Source organism: Lacrimispora sp. (assembly GCF_047605665.1).
GTDB lineage: Bacteria > Bacillota > Clostridia > Lachnospirales > Lachnospiraceae > Lacrimispora.
Genome location: NZ_JASGFH010000014.1, coordinates 38,895 through 53,444, shown reverse-complemented (window position 1 = coordinate 53,444; position 14,550 = coordinate 38,895). Strand labels below are relative to the sequence as shown.

The 14,550-nt window shown below is 49.5% G+C and carries 16 protein-coding genes and 1 riboswitch; of the genes, 12 read left to right on the top strand and 4 right to left on the bottom strand.

Annotation, left to right across the window (positions count from 1 at the left end):
* Positions 1–4: 4 nt before the first annotated feature.
* The 4 genes from QM657_RS12545 to QM657_RS12530 all read left to right on the top strand — a co-directional run bounded on the left by QM657_RS12545 (position 5) and on the right by QM657_RS12530 (position 3,099).
* Entirely contained in the window at positions 5–589 is a 585-nt protein-coding gene (locus QM657_RS12545; protein ID WP_415067011.1) for a UbiX family flavin prenyltransferase, read from the top strand.
* A 76-nt stretch (positions 590–665) separates the two neighbouring features.
* Positions 666–1,601 carry an ABC transporter substrate-binding protein gene (locus tag QM657_RS12540; RefSeq protein ID WP_415067010.1) on the top strand — a complete coding sequence of 312 codons (936 nt, stop codon included), beginning with the start codon at positions 666–668 and terminating at the stop codon, positions 1,599–1,601.
* A 26-nt stretch (positions 1,602–1,627) separates the two neighbouring features.
* Positions 1,628–2,365, top strand: a complete 738-nt coding sequence (locus QM657_RS12535; protein WP_415067009.1) for an ABC transporter ATP-binding protein — start codon at positions 1,628–1,630, stop codon at positions 2,363–2,365.
* On the top strand, positions 2,362–3,099 hold the full coding sequence (locus QM657_RS12530; protein ID WP_415067008.1) for an ABC transporter permease: 738 nt from the start codon (positions 2,362–2,364) through the stop codon (positions 3,097–3,099). Before QM657_RS12535 ends, QM657_RS12530 begins: the two co-directional genes overlap by 4 nt.
* Before the next feature lie 41 nt (positions 3,100–3,140).
* On the opposite strand, the gene QM657_RS12525 is transcribed toward QM657_RS12530, so the two are convergent.
* Both QM657_RS12525 and QM657_RS12520 read right to left on the bottom strand, forming a co-directional pair.
* On the bottom strand, positions 3,141–3,833 hold the full coding sequence (locus QM657_RS12525; RefSeq protein WP_415067007.1) for an LrgB family protein: 693 nt from the start codon (positions 3,831–3,833) through the stop codon (positions 3,141–3,143).
* The gene (locus QM657_RS12520; RefSeq protein WP_415067006.1) at positions 3,830–4,192 is read right to left on the bottom strand and encodes a CidA/LrgA family protein; all 363 of its coding nucleotides are present in this window, start codon (positions 4,190–4,192) and stop codon (positions 3,830–3,832) included. Before QM657_RS12520 ends, QM657_RS12525 begins: the two co-directional genes overlap by 4 nt.
* Positions 4,193–4,351: 159 nt before the next feature.
* Here QM657_RS12520 and QM657_RS12515 point away from each other — a divergent pair, with 159 nt between their 5' ends.
* The 3 genes from QM657_RS12515 to QM657_RS12505 all read left to right on the top strand — a co-directional run bounded on the left by QM657_RS12515 (position 4,352) and on the right by QM657_RS12505 (position 6,541).
* Positions 4,352–4,870: a phosphatase PAP2 family protein gene (locus QM657_RS12515; RefSeq protein ID WP_415067089.1), complete on the top strand. Its 519-nt coding sequence runs from the start codon at positions 4,352–4,354 to the stop codon at positions 4,868–4,870.
* A gap of 63 nt (positions 4,871–4,933) precedes the next feature.
* A riboswitch (THF riboswitch) is annotated at positions 4,934–5,031 on the top strand.
* Positions 5,032–5,090: 59 nt separating this feature from the next.
* Positions 5,091–5,663 carry a folate family ECF transporter S component gene (locus QM657_RS12510; RefSeq protein ID WP_415067004.1) on the top strand — a complete coding sequence of 191 codons (573 nt, stop codon included), beginning with the start codon at positions 5,091–5,093 and terminating at the stop codon, positions 5,661–5,663.
* Between the two features lie 38 nt (positions 5,664–5,701).
* The gene (locus tag QM657_RS12505) at positions 5,702–6,541 is read left to right on the top strand and encodes a P-loop NTPase (RefSeq protein ID WP_415067003.1); all 840 of its coding nucleotides are present in this window, start codon (positions 5,702–5,704) and stop codon (positions 6,539–6,541) included.
* Positions 6,542–6,565: 24 nt separating this feature from the next.
* Here the strand turns inward: QM657_RS12505 and QM657_RS12500 are convergent, their stop codons facing one another.
* Both QM657_RS12500 and QM657_RS12495 read right to left on the bottom strand, forming a co-directional pair.
* On the bottom strand, positions 6,566–7,813 hold the full coding sequence (locus QM657_RS12500) for a sensor histidine kinase (protein WP_415067002.1): 1,248 nt from the start codon (positions 7,811–7,813) through the stop codon (positions 6,566–6,568).
* Entirely contained in the window at positions 7,810–8,484 is a 675-nt protein-coding gene (locus QM657_RS12495) for a response regulator transcription factor (RefSeq protein ID WP_415067001.1), read from the bottom strand. The genes QM657_RS12500 and QM657_RS12495 overlap by 4 nt, the downstream gene beginning before the upstream one ends.
* Before the next feature lie 172 nt (positions 8,485–8,656).
* On the opposite strand from QM657_RS12495, the gene QM657_RS12490 reads away from it, so the two are divergent.
* From QM657_RS12490 to QM657_RS12470, 5 genes are all read left to right on the top strand, one after another.
* The gene (locus tag QM657_RS12490; protein ID WP_415067000.1) at positions 8,657–9,748 is read left to right on the top strand and encodes an S-layer homology domain-containing protein; all 1,092 of its coding nucleotides are present in this window, start codon (positions 8,657–8,659) and stop codon (positions 9,746–9,748) included.
* 14 nt (positions 9,749–9,762) lie between these two features.
* Positions 9,763–11,517 carry an efflux RND transporter periplasmic adaptor subunit gene (locus QM657_RS12485; RefSeq protein ID WP_415066999.1) on the top strand — a complete coding sequence of 585 codons (1,755 nt, stop codon included), beginning with the start codon at positions 9,763–9,765 and terminating at the stop codon, positions 11,515–11,517.
* Positions 11,517–12,245 (top strand): ABC transporter ATP-binding protein, encoded by a 729-nt coding sequence (locus QM657_RS12480; RefSeq protein ID WP_415066998.1) that lies wholly within the window; start codon positions 11,517–11,519, stop codon positions 12,243–12,245. Before QM657_RS12485 ends, QM657_RS12480 begins: the two co-directional genes overlap by 1 nt.
* On the top strand, positions 12,229–13,407 hold the full coding sequence (locus QM657_RS12475) for an ABC transporter permease (RefSeq protein WP_415067088.1): 1,179 nt from the start codon (positions 12,229–12,231) through the stop codon (positions 13,405–13,407). Before QM657_RS12480 ends, QM657_RS12475 begins: the two co-directional genes overlap by 17 nt.
* A 131-nt stretch (positions 13,408–13,538) precedes the next feature.
* Positions 13,539–14,531 (top strand): dipeptidase, encoded by a 993-nt coding sequence (locus QM657_RS12470; RefSeq protein ID WP_415067087.1) that lies wholly within the window; start codon positions 13,539–13,541, stop codon positions 14,529–14,531.
* Positions 14,532–14,550: the final 19 nt, after the last annotated feature.

Below are 14,550 nucleotides of genomic sequence, written 5' to 3'. Positions count from 1 at the left end.
GGCCATGAAAGAATATGTCGTTGGAATTACAGGCGCAAGCGGAAGCATCTACGGCCTTCGGACCATAGAAGCCCTGCTTGAAGCCGGGGCCGGAGTGCGGCTCATCCTCACGGAAACAGGGGAGAAGGTCGTAGCCTGGGAAACAGGGCGGGAGGCGGGAGACTGGATTTCCGATTATAAGAAACGCTTCACAGGCCAGTTGGTTCAGGAGGATAACAGGGATTTATTTTCTGCTTCTGCCAGCGGCTCCCATCTGACTGATGGAATGGTCATCGCTCCCTGTTCCATGTCAAAGCTGGCCCACATTGCGACTGGAATCACCCCGGATTTGATCACACGGGCCGCTGACGTGTCATTAAAGCAGCGCCGTCCTCTGGTGGTAATGCCCAGGGAAACGCCTCTGTCTCAGATTCATTTAAAAAACATGCTGACTCTGGCGGAGTGCGGTGCATTCATCGTTCCTGCCATGCCGGCATTTTACCAGAAACCCCAAAGCCTGGAAGACATGGCGGATTTCATGGTCAGCCGGGTGCTGGACTGTCTGGGTGTGGAAAACCACCGGTATGCCAGATGGAAAGAAGAAGTATAGAAAAAATAAAATTCAAAAAAGGACTATGGGAAAGCATATGAAAAAGTCAGAAAAAAACATGATGAAACATCCCGCTATGGGAAAGAAAAAAATCGTTTCTCTGCTGTTGTGCGGTGCGGCGGCAGCTCTTCTTGGCGGATGCGCCGGTACTGCAAAGGCTCCGGTTGACACCACCGTTCATTTGGGAGTGATGTATTCTTCCGACATCGTGCCTCTCACCATCATTGCAGAACAGGGCCTGGACAAAGAGAACGGATTTCAGCTCGATATGCAGGTCTTTTCCTCTGCAAAGGACAGGGATGCGGCTCTCCAGGCAGGAGAATTGGACGGGGTATTTACCGACTTCATCGGCCTGTGCATGTATCAAAATGCAGGGCTGGACGTAAAAGCCACCGGATGCACGGATGGGGATTATGCGCTGCTGGCCGGAAAGGATACCGGAATCGCTTCCCTGGAGGATGCGGCTGGAAAAAGCATTGCGATCTCAGAGAACACGCTGATTGAGTATTCCCTGGATTATATTTTAAACAGTGCCGGGCTGGAGGATACATACGTCACCAAGCAGGTGGTGCCGAGAATTCCTGACCGCCTTGAGATGCTGCGAAGCGGCAATGTGGACCTGGTCCTTTTACCGGAACCGTTTTCCACTCTTGCCATCAAGGATGGGGCCGTTGTGCTGGGGAGCGCCAACACTGCCGGACTGTATCCGGCTGTATCCGCATTTACAAAGAAAGCCATTGACGAAAAGTCCAGCACCATCAAGGCCATGTATCAGGCATACGACGAAGCGGTGGAGTACCTTAACAACACGCCTCTTAGCGAGTATGAGGCCACTATTATTAAGGGAGCCGGCTATCCGCAAGAGCTTGCCGGAACCATCAAGCTGCCCGTATACCGGAAAAATGAACTGCCAAAAGCGGCTGATTTACAGGCTGCTGTGGAATGGGCATCAAAGAAAGGGCTGTGCAAGCCTGATTTAAAGCCTGAACAGTTGATTGGGGAATTGAAATAAGAGGATAGGAGAGAGGAGGGACCCGGATGCTGGAAGTGAATGATATCTCTGTCACCTACAAAAAAGGCGGGATACACAAAGTAATTGACCGGATGTCCTGGAGTCTGGATACCGGAACAGTCCTGGCCGTTGCCGGTCCCTCCGGCTGCGGAAAATCCACCATGGTTCACGCCCTGGCTGGAATTCTTCCCTTTGAGGGCTCCATCACTTTGGACGGGGCAGGGCTTTTTCCTGAAACGTGTTCCATTGGGCTGATCCCTCAAAATTACGGCCTTCTTCCCTGGAAAACGGTAAAGGAAAACTGCCTTTTTACGGCTCAAATCAGAGGGCATATGGATGGCATGGAAACACGGCTTTCCAGCCTGTGCAGAGAGCTGGGGATCGGCGGACTGCTGGACCGTTACCCAGGCACCTTAAGCGGAGGCCAGGCCCAGCGTGTGGCCCTTGCGAGGGCTTTTCTTATGGACCCGGAGCTGCTTCTAATGGATGAACCCTTTGGGGCTCTGGATATTGGAGCCGCGTTAACGGCCAGGGAGCTGTTTTTATCCGTCTGGAAGGAAAAGAAGCCTACGGCAGTGATCGTCACACACAGGGTGGAAGATGCTCTTTACCTTGCCCATAAGATTGCAGTTATGGAGCGTGGAGGCAGCTTCACCTTTTTTGAGACGAACCCATGGCAGGGCATCAGGCGCCCTCAGGAAGCAGCCTATGGGGAGCTGGAACAGAAGATCACGGAAGAAATTATAAAGGCGGATGAGATATGAGAAAAAAGATGTGGGTCTTTATAAAAGGTTTTTTGCTTGTAAATCTGCTCTGGTTTTTTCTTGCTGCCGTTTTATCCACCCCGGTGCTGCCCGGCCCCCTCACTGTTTACGCTAAATTCGGCCAGGTGATGACCGGGAAGATATGGCTTCATGTCGGTGCCAGCTTGGGCCGCGTGGCGGCAGGCTTGTCCATCGCTCTTCTCACAGGAGTACCCATAGGTCTTCTCATGGCTTCTTCTGCCATAGCCAACCGCATCCTCTATCCCCTGGTATACTTTTCCTATCCGATTCCCAAGACAGCCCTGCTTCCGGTCTGTATGCTGCTTTTAGGGCTGGGAAACGGTTCGAAAATTCTCATTATGGTCCTGACCACGGCTTTCCAGGTCATTGTAGCTGTCCGCGATGCGGCGGAGCATATTGACCAGGGGATTTATTACGTGGCAAAAAGCGCGGGGGCTTCTAAGAGGAGTATCTTAAAAGACATCACCCTGCCCGCAGTGCTGCCTGAGCTGTTCACCAGCATACGTATCGGAATGGGAACCTCTCTGGCCATTCTTTTGATTGTGGAGGCCTACGGAACCCGCTGGGGAATGGGATATTACATTCTGGACTCCTGGTCCAGGATCAACTATATTCAGATGTACGGCGGAATTGTGGTCATGTCTGTGGTAGGAGCGTCACTGTTTTGGATATTGGACGGAATTCAGTGGGTATTGTGCAAGGGCACAACATAACTGCCCGGCTCTGCTGAGATTAACGCATCATTCCCCTGTTTTTAAATGAAATTGGCAAAAATAGAAGCGAATACAACCGTACAAAGCCCGGAGGTCGCAATGGCAAGTCCGCTCATGGCGCCTTCGATTTCTCCTATTTCCATGGCTTTAGCCGTACCCATGGCATGTGCGGAGGAGCCTATGGCAATCCCTTTGGCAACCGGCTCGGTGATTTTAAATATCCTGCATACAGTCTCTGCGATGATGCTTCCCTGGATTCCCGTGACAATGATGCTTGCGACTGTAATGGTCACAAATCCCTTCATTTCCTCCGAAATTCCCATGGCGATGGCTGTGGTGATGGATTTAGGCAGGAAGGTAACGTACTCCTGATGATTGAGGCCAAAGATGAGGGACAGCAAAAGCACTGTGACCATGGTGGTGAGGACGCCTGTCAAGGTACCTGCCGCAATGGCTCCGGAGTGCTTTTTAAGCAGCTCAAACTGGCGGTAAAGGGGAATGGCCAGAGAGACAGTGGCAGGAGTGAGGAGATAGCTGATGTATTTGGCACTTGCATTGTAAGACGTATAATCAATGCGAAATACGGATAAAAATACCATTACAACGGCAATGGATATTAAAAGGGGATTGAATACAGGGAGTTTAAAACGCTTTTTGATGCGAAGCCCCAGTTCATATCCCAAAAGACTGATCACTGCTCCAAAGAACAGGAAATCACCTGCCGTACTGTTCATGACTGTTCCTCCTTTTTCTGTTTTCTCATAAAAAACTGAGTCACTTTTCCGGTCAGGACCATGACTGCCACTGTGGAAAACAGGTTGATGACCAGAAACGGAATCAGAATCGGGCGGAGAAAATCCCAGGAATCTAAAAGCCCTACGGCAGCCGGAATGAACATGACAGGCATAATTTCTATGAGAAATGTTCCGGTCTCTTCCACAGCTTCCAAAGGAATGAGCTTTGTGCTTAAGGCGATCAGCATGAGCACCAGCCCGTATATGCTTGCGGGGATCGGAAGAGGAATGAACAGACGCATGATTTCACCTATCAGGGAAATGAAAAGAATGATGCTGAATTGACGTATGTATTTCATCGCAAACCCTCCTGCTGTTTTATCTGTGTTTTACTGAAAACCATCCTAAACTTAATTTTTCGACTTGTCAATTCTTTTATAATGCCGTTTTTCATATTGGAATTTTCCGGATAAGGAAGTATAATGGCAGTATCACATAAAAAGGAGCTGAAATATATGATACCTGGAATCGAATTTAAGTTCCTGTATTTTTTGCAGTCCTTACACACCCCGTGGCTTGATGCGGTCATGAAGACAGTGACCAGTCTGGGAGATCACGGGCTTATCTGGATTGTAATCGGAATCGGACTGCTATGCATAAAAAAGACAAGAGTGATCGGTCTGTGCGTACTCCTTTCCCTGGCAGCCGGCTACGTGATTGGAAATATATTTTTAAAAAACTTCATTGCCAGAGACAGGCCCATCTGGCTGGATGACAGCATTACCCTTCTGATTCAAAACCCTGAGGACTATTCCTTTCCCTCCGGCCACACCCTTGCAAGCTTTGAAGGGGCGGTCAGCATCTGGTTTTATAACCGGAAGTGGGGGGCTTTGGCCCTGGTTCTGGCGGCCTTGATCGCCTTTTCCAGAATGTACTTATTTGTTCATTTTCCCACGGATATTTTAGGAGGCCTGGTTTTGGGCACCGTGATCGCCTTTCTCGTCCATCAGGCAGCGGAGAGTAAAAGGGCTGTCTGAAAAAATGTTTGCTTTCTTGTGAAACTGTGTTATACTGAGGGCGTTACAAAATAAAATATATTAAGCAGAGTAGACTTGTGTGCGTTAAGTGCCGGCTGAACAGGGAGTTGTCAGTTGGACGAAAAGATTTTCTTGCGGTACACGAGTCGCATCCCGCTGCATCAGAAGATAGGCATTTTATCTCCGTTGTAGTATGAGGTCTGCAAAGGAGGTTTTTTTTATGAAAAAATTCGTTACTTTGTTCACCGATTCTTACGAAGAACTGAAGTCTGTAAGAACCATCACCGCCGCCGCCATGTTTGCCGCAATCGGGATCATCCTCCGTGTGTTTTCCATTGACCTGGGAAATTACATCAGGATTGGCTTTTCCAGCCTCCCCAATGAAATGATGGCCTATTTGTTCGGCCCGGCAGTAGGAGGGCTGTTTTCCGGAGGCCTGGATATTTTGAAATATTTGATAAAGCCCACCGGAGCCTTTTTCCCAGGCTTTACCCTGGTGACGATTTTATCCGGAATCATGTATGGAACCATGTATTACAAAAGGCCCATTACCCTTAAAAGGGTGTTCATCACCAAATTTCTGGTCATAGTGATCTGCAACATGGTGCTCAATACCTGGTGCCTGTCCATACTGTACGGAAAGGGGTTCATGGTTCTTCTCCCGGCAAGGGCGCTGAAGAATCTGATCATGTGGCCCATTGACTCCATGATTTTTTACACGCTGACAAAGACTTTGGAAACCATGGGAGTCTTTAAGATTCTTGGCAAAAGTCCAGCGGCAGGGATAAAATGAAAGCCTGAAAATTTTGAGATTTTATAGGAGGAATGAAGATGAGTGATGTAAACTGTACCCATAACTGCAATACCTGCGGAGAAACCTGCGGCAGCAGACAGGAGGAACCGGTCAGCTTTTTAGAGCCTTTAAACCCTGTCAGCACAGTGAAAAAGGTCATCGGCGTGGTGAGCGGAAAGGGCGGTGTGGGAAAATCCCTGGTCACTACCATGATGGCGGTGCGCATGCAGGCCAAGGGATATAAGACGGCCATTCTGGATGGGGATATTACAGGCCCTTCCATTCCAAAGGCACTGGGAGTTACGGATGCAGGCATCGGCGTGACGCCAAACGGCCTTATGATTCCAGCCACAACGGCTACGGGAATTGAAGTCATATCTTCCAACCTGATTCTCGATAACGAAACAGACCCTGTCATCTGGAGAGGCCCTGTCGTCGCAGGCGTTGTAAAGCAGTTCTGGCAGGAGGTTCTTTGGGAAAATATCGATTACATGTTTGTGGATATGCCTCCGGGAACCGGCGACGTGCCCTTAACCGTATTCCAGTCCCTGCCCCTTGACGGAATCATCATCGTCACATCTCCTCAGGAGCTGGTGTCCATGATCGTTGCCAAGGCGGTCAATATGGCGAAAAAGATGAATATTCCTATCCTTGGATTGATTGAAAACATGAGCTATTTATCATGTCCAGACTGCGGGAAAAAGATTTCCGTATTTGGAGAGAGCCATATTGACCAGGTGGCTAAGGAGCATGGGCTGGAAGTATTGGCGAGAATTCCCATCGATCCCAAGATTGCCGAATCCGTGGATGGAGGAATGGCCGAATATCTGGAATCTCCCTGGCTTGATGAGGCTGTTTCGGCTGCTGAAAAGGCATAAAAATGCTCTGCCTCTGCCCGTAAATTACGAGGGCAGAGGCAGAGTGACGGTAAAGACCGTCCCCGTCTCCGGGCTGCTGGATACGCTGATCTTTCCTTTGTGGTATTCTGCAATTGTCTTGGCAATGGAAAGTCCCAGGCCGTAGCCTCCGCTTTTGCGGGCTCTGGACTTGTCCGTCCGGTAAAAGCGCTCGAAAATCCGCTTTTGTTCTTCAGCCGAAATGAGCTCTCCCGTATTTTGCACCTTTAAGACGGCATGGTGAGAGGCTTTTTTTAATTCCACGGATACAGAGCCGTTTTTCCCGGCATACTTGCACCCATTGTCCAAAAGGATGGTGACCAACTGCCTTAGCTGGTCCTCACACCCTTCCAAAGGGATATCCGGTTCCAGATCGTGTTTTAAATTCACCTTATTTTCAAATGCAATCGATTCAAAGAGAAGAACTCCATTCAGCACCGTGTCGCTGAAATCCAGGGGTTCTTTTTTCGTATGGTCTGCCTGGACGGTCTTTGCGTCCGAGCGGGCCAGAAAGAGAAGCTCTTCCACCAGCTGCTTCATCCGCCGGACCTCCTCTCTTGTATTGTCCAGCCATTTTTCCTGATCCCTGATGGTCTGGTCCTTGTGGGAGGAGAGTATCTGCAAATTAGCCAGGATTACGGTGAGAGGCGTCTTTAACTCATGGGAGGCGTCTGCGATAAACTGGTTTTGCTGCTTCCAGGCAACTTCCACCGGCTTTAAAGCCAGGCGGGAAAGAAACAGGCTTAAAATCAGGAACAGGATGAACGCGACAGAGAAAACCAGCAGACAGTTGACCAGCAGGGCTTTTAAACTGTTTAATTCATAGCTCTGGTCTGCAAATGCGATTTTCATGCCTTCCGGGGTCTTGACTTTAAGATAACGGAGGGAGTAGTCCTCTAAAACGCCATGGAAAAGTCCCTTCTCCTCTGTCAGCTCGATGAGGGTCTGGGCCAGCTCTTTGGTGACAGTGATGTTGTTTTCGCGGATATTTGCAATGGAATGATCCTGATTTAAAGTCACCACAAAGACAGGCGTGAAGGGAGTGGAGTCACCCCTTGGCCTTGGTCCGAATATGACCCTGTTGTGGGATAGGTCCATCCTGTCCCGTTCAATGGCCTGGAGAAGAACTATTTCAGACAGACGCTCCATGCGCCTTGCGCTGGAAAAATAAAAGATGGCAAGGACTGCGAGAAGAATGCTGACCACACAAGCCATATTGATTAAGATAAACTTCCCTTTCAGCCGTTTGATCATGCCATTTCCTCCAGACGGTATCCCACCTTGCGGATGGTGCCGATTTCCACTGACGAGCCCACAAAGAACAGCTTTTTGCGCAGAAAGGAGATATACGCCTCCACATTATTGTCCTCTGCATCGGAATCATTTCCCCATACCCTTGATATGAGAGTATCCTTGGAAATGATTTTCCCGGAGCTTCCCATGAGAATTTTTAACACCTCTGACTCCTTGTAGCCTAAATGAATGGACTTGGAGCCGCAGCATAAGTCGTTGGCAGACAGGTTTAAGATCAAATCCCCGAATCTCATTTCCTCAGAAACCCCTTCTCCCTGGCGGCGGGAAAGGGCACGGATGCGGGCCAAAAGCTCCTCCGGAACAAATGGTTTTGTCATATAATCATCGGCCCCCTGGTCAAGTCCCTTCACCTTGTCACAGATTTCGTCCCTGGCAGTCAGCATGAGAACCGGAGTCTGGATATGGGCATCCCGCAGCTTTCCAACCACCTGAAAGCCATCCATTCCCGGAAGCATCACATCGAGAATGATCACATCATAGCTGCCGGAGAGGCCCCAGCTTAAGCCCTTGTTTCCGTCGTATGCCAGATCAGTCTCGTATTGCTGTTCCTTCATGATCTGTTCCAATGCTTCGGCCAGCCTGATTTCATCTTCCACAATCAATATTTTCAATTTTTTCATCTCCTCACCCTTATGATGAACGCATCTGATAGTTATTATAAATTGAACCGGCTTTTTAGGCAACCGGAAAGCATTTCAGACTAATTTCAGCTAACTGTCACAAAACGGACATAGGAACCTGATAAAATAAGCGGCAGATAGGAATGATGAGAGGAGAAATCTGATGAATGGACGAAAAATAGCGGCTTCCCTGGCAGTTGTGCTGGCTGCAGAGGCAATCGCGCCTATGATGGCCCAGGCTGCGGTTAATTTTGATTTGCAGAAAAAGGTGATCGGACTGTCGGGAATTATGAATACATCGAGTGACGGGGCCTGGGTCACACGGGGAGAATTTGCCTCCATGCTGGTCAATGCCTCTTCTTACCGGAGCACGGTAAGCGGAACCAGTAACACCTCTGTTTTTGCCGATGTGCCAAGAAACCACGAATACGCCTCACAGATCCGCATTGCGGCAGAACAGGGCTGGATGAACGGGTATCTGGGAGGGAACTTTAAACCGGAGGAATATATCACCCTTCAGGATGGGGTAAAGGGCGTTCTGGCTCTTTTGGGATATGTGAATTCTGATTTTACCGGCGACCAGTCAGGCTCCAGGCTTTCCAAATACTATTTTCTGGAGCTCAACGAGGGCGTGAATAAAGAGGCCATGGATATCTTACAGAAGAAGGACTGCATCAGTCTCTTTTACAACCTGTTAAAGACCGATACCAAATCAGGAACCATGTTTGGAAAAAGCCTGGACTGTGAGCTGACAGAGGATGGGGAAATCAATCCCTTTACCATGGTGGATAACAGCTTAAAGGGCCCGAAGATCGTGAGAAGCGAAAGCGGTCTGGAATCCTACCTTCCCTTTAAATTCAAGCTGGCCAATGTTTATATGGACGGAGACCCGGTTTCCGATTCCAGTGACAGGGTTTTTGCTGCACTGGAAAGCGGGGATGGGGTGCTGGTTTATTACCACAGCCTGTCGAAAACCGTATGGCTTTACACCATTGGGGCCGAAAATGAAAACGGACGTTCCGCCGTATCAGGAGAAATTCAAAACGTGGTTTATAATTCTGCTGATTTAATGACTCCAAGCGCCATTATTTTAGATGACGGCATCACCTATGAGCTTGCGGGTACGGAAATGCAATTCGCATTTTCCTCCTACGGAGATTTGCGGGTGGGTGATTCGGTGACGCTGGTCTACACTGCGGCAATGGATCAGGACGGAAATGAAACGCGGACAGTCATTGACTATATTGAGGATTAGCAGGGGAGAAGGAAATGAAAAAGATGATCCGGAAATTATTTTCGAAGAAAAAAAGGGTTCTCCTTCTGCTGATTGCCGTTGTTGGAGTGATCGCGGCTGCCATAACAGGGCTGAATATGAAAAAATCCAGGGAAGCCTCTGCTAAAGCCCAAAGTGTGAGGACGGCCCATGTGACGAAACAGGATATCAGGTCAGAGCTCTCCTCCACGGGAACCATTTCCCCAAAGGATACGTATGAAATCACTTCCCTGGCAGAAGGGGAAGTCATAGCTGCGGATTTTGAAGAAGGCGATGAGGTGGAAAAGGGGCAGGTCTTATACCAGATCGATACATCCTCCATGGAATCGGAAATGACCTCAGTGAGCAATTCTCTGGAAAGGGCCCAGGAAAGCTATGAAATCGCATTGGATAATTACAATACAGCTTTAAAGGATTACAGCGGAAATACCTATAAATCCACGGAAAACGGCTACATAAAGTCCCTTTCCATAAAGGAAGGCGATAAGGTCAGCAGCAATACGGAAATAGCAGCCATCTATGACGATCAGACCATGAGGATTAAAGTTCCCTTCCTGTCAGGAGAGGCGGCTTCCATGGCAGCGGGAAATGGGGCTGTCCTGACCCTTACGGACACAGGAGAACAGATTCCCGGCGTGATTTCCTCTGTCAGCAGCATGGATGTGACTTTGACCGGAGGCAGGATCGTCCGCTATGTCACCATAGAAGCGGCCAATCCGGGAGGCCTTACCACAGAAACCGCTGCCACGGCATCGGTGGGAGACTTTGTCTGCACCATGGAGGCCGCCTTTGAACCGAAGCTGGAAACCACCATGAAAGCGGATTTATCCTCCGGCGTGGAGGTGGGAACCCTTCTGGTTCACGAAGGCGATTACGTGTCAAAGGGAACCCCTGTTTTCCGCATGGAAGAAAAGTCGGCAGAAAAGCTGCTGCGCACCTACAAGGAAGCCCTGGATAAGGCCCAGGAGGCTTTGGAATCGGCAAAGAGCAGACTGGAAAGCACCCAGGATACATACGGAAACTACACCATTACAGCCCCTATTTCCGGAAGGGTCATCACAAAGGCTGTAAAGACAGGGGATAAGATTGCCAAAAGCTCCGGAGGAGCCACCACTCTGGCGGTCATTTACGATATGTCCCATTATACCTTTGAGATGTCCGTGGATGAGCTGGACGTAAAATCCGTTGAAGTGGGCCAGAACGTGGCCGTGACAGCCGATGCAGTGGAAGGAAAGACTTTTTCCGGTACGGTTACCAATGTGAGCCTGCAAAGCTCCACCTCCAACGGAGTGACCAATTATCCGGTGACAGTGGCCCTAAATGACGGAATGGAAGATTTGCTTCCCGGCATGAACGTGGACGGAGTGATCATTCTGGCTGAGGCCAAGGATGTGCTGGCTGTTCCCGCCGACGCCCTGATACGGGGAAATCAGGTCTATGTAAAGGATGAAACCGTAAAAGAGGCCCAGGGAAATATTCCCGCAGGATTCCGGGCCGTTGAAGTGACCGCAGGATTGATCAGCGGGGATTATGTGGAGATTACGTCAGGGCTGGAAGAAGGCCAGGAGGTCTATGTGGCTCAGTCCACCGTAAGCTCGTCCCAGAATGTGATGATGCCTGGCGGCATGGGCCCCGGCGGTGATGTCCGAATCCGGACAGGAGGCAGCGGGGGAACCGGCGGAGGAAACAGCGGCGGAGGAAGCGGAAACCGTGGAAGCGGCGCAGCCGGCGGCGGTTTTTCCCGTCCCTGATGGAAGCAGGAGGTAAGAATGTGGCAGAGCCTTTGATTGAATTGAGAGATATCTATAAAATATACCGGATGGGAGAAGAAGAGGTGCGGGCAAACGACGGAATTTCCTTAACCATCGGCCGGGGAGAATTTGTGGCCATTGTGGGAAAGTCAGGAAGCGGAAAGTCCACCCTGATGAACATCATAGGAGCCCTGGATGTTCCCACCTCAGGGGAATATCTGCTGGGAGGCGAGGAAGTTGAAGCGATGTCCGATAACCAGTTGGCCCGGATACGCAATAAGATGATCGGTTTTATATTTCAGCAGTATAACCTGCTCCCCAGGCTGACCCTCCTGGAAAATGTGGAGCTGCCCCTTTTATATTCAGGGGCAGGGTCGGCTGAACGAAGAGACCGGGCCATGGACTCTTTGAAACGGGTGGGCCTGGAAGACAAATGGAAAAGCCTGCCCAGCCAGCTTTCCGGCGGCCAGCAGCAAAGAGGCTCCATAGCCAGAGCCCTGGCAGGAAGTCCTTCCCTGATTCTGGCCGACGAGCCGACAGGAGCCTTGGACTCAAAGACCAGCCGGGAAGTTCTGGATTTCTTAAAAAAGCTGAATGACGAAGGAAATACCATTGTTATGATTACCCACGACAGCACCGTTGCCATGGAAGCCAGACGGGTGGTCCGGGTACACGACGGCAAGATTAATTTCGATGGAGACGTAAATGAATATTCTGCAATCCTTTAAAATGGCGTTAAAGAGCATCTGGAGCAACAAGATGCGTTCCTTTCTCACCATGCTTGGAATCATCATAGGAGTGGCTTCCGTCATTATTTTAGTGAGTCTCGTAAACGGGCAGATGTCCTATATGACGGAAAGCTTTGCCAGCATGGGAACCAACCAGATCAATGTAAATGTGTCCAATCTCTCCTCCAGGTCTGTGACCGAGGAGGAAATGTATCAGTTTTACGAAGAGAATCGGGAGCTTTTTGCCCGGATGACCCCCAATGTATCCCTGTCTGCCTCCATAAAGAAGGGGACAGAGTCTCTGACTGACACCGCTGTAACCGGAGTGAGTGAGGAGTATCTGGACATGAAGGACCAGACCCTGGAGGCAGGCCGCTTTCTCCAGTATTCCGATATCCTCTCCAGGCAGAAGGTCTGCGTAGTGGGCTATTACGTGGCCTGGGACTTATACGGAAGCGCCCAAAAGGCCATTGACCAGACCGTAAAAATAAACGGCAATACTTTCCGGATCATCGGTGTGGTTTCCAGACAGAACGAGGATGAACTGGAGGCGGGCGGCTCCGATGATGTGCTCTATCTTCCTTACAGCTCTGCGGCAAAAATGAGCAATAATGCCAATATCAGCAGCTACATCTTTGCCACGGCTGACATGGAACGGACCGCAGAGGCCAAGGAAACCATCAACACCTTTCTCTTTGGAATCTTTAAAGACGATTCCCTGTACCGGATCACAGCCATGAGTGAGCTGCTGGATTCCTTAAACTCCATGATTGCCATGATGTCCATGATGCTGGGCGGAATTGCCGGAATCTCCCTTCTGGTGGCAGGAGTGGGAGTTATGAACATCATGCTGGTATCAGTGACAGAGCGCACCAGGGAAATCGGAATCAGGAAGGCCCTTGGAGCGAAAAAGAGCAGCATTATGCAGCAGTTTGTCATTGAAGCGGCTGTTACCAGCTCCCTTGGCGGGATTGCAGGAATTGCAGTGGGCTCTGTGGCATCTACGGTCATCGGAAGCTTCATGGGCATGACGGTGACGCCCACTCCGGGGGCGGTTATGGTCTCCTTCAGCGTGTCTGTGGGAATCGGTCTGCTCTTTGGCTATATGCCTGCCGGAAGGGCCGCCAATTTACACCCCATCGACGCCCTGCGCAGCGATTGAGAATGGAATATTTTCTTGCAAATGTATCATATTGGTGATACTATTTGCATAGTTACAGAAGGAGTAACTCATTGGAGGTTACTCCTTTTGTGCTGGTAAAATTTGACGGATCATGGAAAGGACAGAAAATCATGAAGGTTGTGGATATGCATTGTGACACCATCTCGGAGCTTTTTTACAGAAAAGAAGAAGGAAAAGAACATTCCATATTGAGAAATGACTGCCACATTGATTTAGAGCGCATGAAAAAAGGCGATTACTGCCTGCAGAACTTTGCCCTGTATACCAATTTAAGCAGGTGTGAACGGCCTTTTGAATACTGCATGAAGCTTGTGGATTTATTTTATACAGAGCTGGAACAATATAAAGATATGATAGGAATTGTGACTTCCTATGAAGATATTGAACGAAACAGAAGAGCGGGGAAAATGTCCGCCATGCTCACCATAGAAGAAGGCGGTGTCTGCCAGGGGGAGATAAGCTTTTTGAGGAATTTTTACCGTCTGGGAGTCCGGATGATGACTCTTACCTGGAATTACAAAAATGAACTGGCCTACCCCAACCGGATATGGGAAGAGAACGGAGAATCCTTCTTTGAGCCCGATGAGGAAAACGGCCTTACAGAAAAAGGGATTGAATTCGTAAAAGAGATGGAAAACCTGGGCATGATCATTGATGTGGCCCATTTGTCCGATGCCGGAATCATGGAGGTGTTCAAACACACAAAAAAGCCTTTTGTCGCAAGCCACTCCAATGCCAGAACCATCGCCTCCTGCCCCCGGAATTTAACCGATGAGATGCTGCGGATGATGGCAGAGCGGGGATGCGTGGCAGGAATCAACTACTGTTCCTGGTTTCTTCGCGACTGGAAGAAGGGGGAAGAGACCGTAAGCCGCATCGAAGACATGGTATCCCATATGAAGCATATGAAGCAGGTGGGCGGAATCGGATGTATCGGGCTTGGGTCTGATTTTGACGGAATTGAAGGGACTCTGGAGATGAAATCCGCGGGAGAGCTTCCTGCTCTGGAGGCCGCCATGAAGAAGGCCGGTTTTAAAGAACAGGAAATAGAAGCTGTTTTTTACGGAAATGTACTCCGCCTGTATAAAGAAATTTTACATTGAGATAAAATTTTACACGGAT

What these genes read in the sequence shown, in the direction of transcription:
- QM657_RS12545 (WP_415067011.1), top strand. Translation starts at nt 5, where the DNA reads ATGAAAGAATATGTCGTTGGAATTACAGGCGCAAGCGGAAGCATCTAC.
- QM657_RS12540 (WP_415067010.1), top strand. Translation starts at nt 666, where the DNA reads ATGGGAAAGAAAAAAATCGTTTCTCTGCTGTTGTGCGGTGCGGCGGCA.
- QM657_RS12535 (WP_415067009.1), top strand. Translation starts at nt 1,628, where the DNA reads ATGCTGGAAGTGAATGATATCTCTGTCACCTACAAAAAAGGCGGGATA.
- QM657_RS12530 (WP_415067008.1), top strand. Translation starts at nt 2,362, where the DNA reads ATGAGAAAAAAGATGTGGGTCTTTATAAAAGGTTTTTTGCTTGTAAAT.
- QM657_RS12525 (WP_415067007.1), bottom strand. Translation starts at nt 3,833, where the DNA reads ATGAACAGTACGGCAGGTGATTTCCTGTTCTTTGGAGCAGTGATCAGT.
- QM657_RS12520 (WP_415067006.1), bottom strand. Translation starts at nt 4,192, where the DNA reads ATGAAATACATACGTCAATTCAGCATCATTCTTTTCATTTCCCTGATA.
- QM657_RS12510 (WP_415067004.1), top strand. Translation starts at nt 5,091, where the DNA reads ATGAAAAAATTCGTTACTTTGTTCACCGATTCTTACGAAGAACTGAAG.
- QM657_RS12505 (WP_415067003.1), top strand. Translation starts at nt 5,702, where the DNA reads ATGAGTGATGTAAACTGTACCCATAACTGCAATACCTGCGGAGAAACC.
- QM657_RS12500 (WP_415067002.1), bottom strand. Translation starts at nt 7,813, where the DNA reads ATGATCAAACGGCTGAAAGGGAAGTTTATCTTAATCAATATGGCTTGT.
- QM657_RS12490 (WP_415067000.1), top strand. Translation starts at nt 8,657, where the DNA reads ATGAATGGACGAAAAATAGCGGCTTCCCTGGCAGTTGTGCTGGCTGCA.
- QM657_RS12485 (WP_415066999.1), top strand. Translation starts at nt 9,763, where the DNA reads ATGAAAAAGATGATCCGGAAATTATTTTCGAAGAAAAAAAGGGTTCTC.
- QM657_RS12480 (WP_415066998.1), top strand. Translation starts at nt 11,517, where the DNA reads ATGGAAGCAGGAGGTAAGAATGTGGCAGAGCCTTTGATTGAATTGAGA.
- QM657_RS12470 (WP_415067087.1), top strand. Translation starts at nt 13,539, where the DNA reads ATGAAGGTTGTGGATATGCATTGTGACACCATCTCGGAGCTTTTTTAC.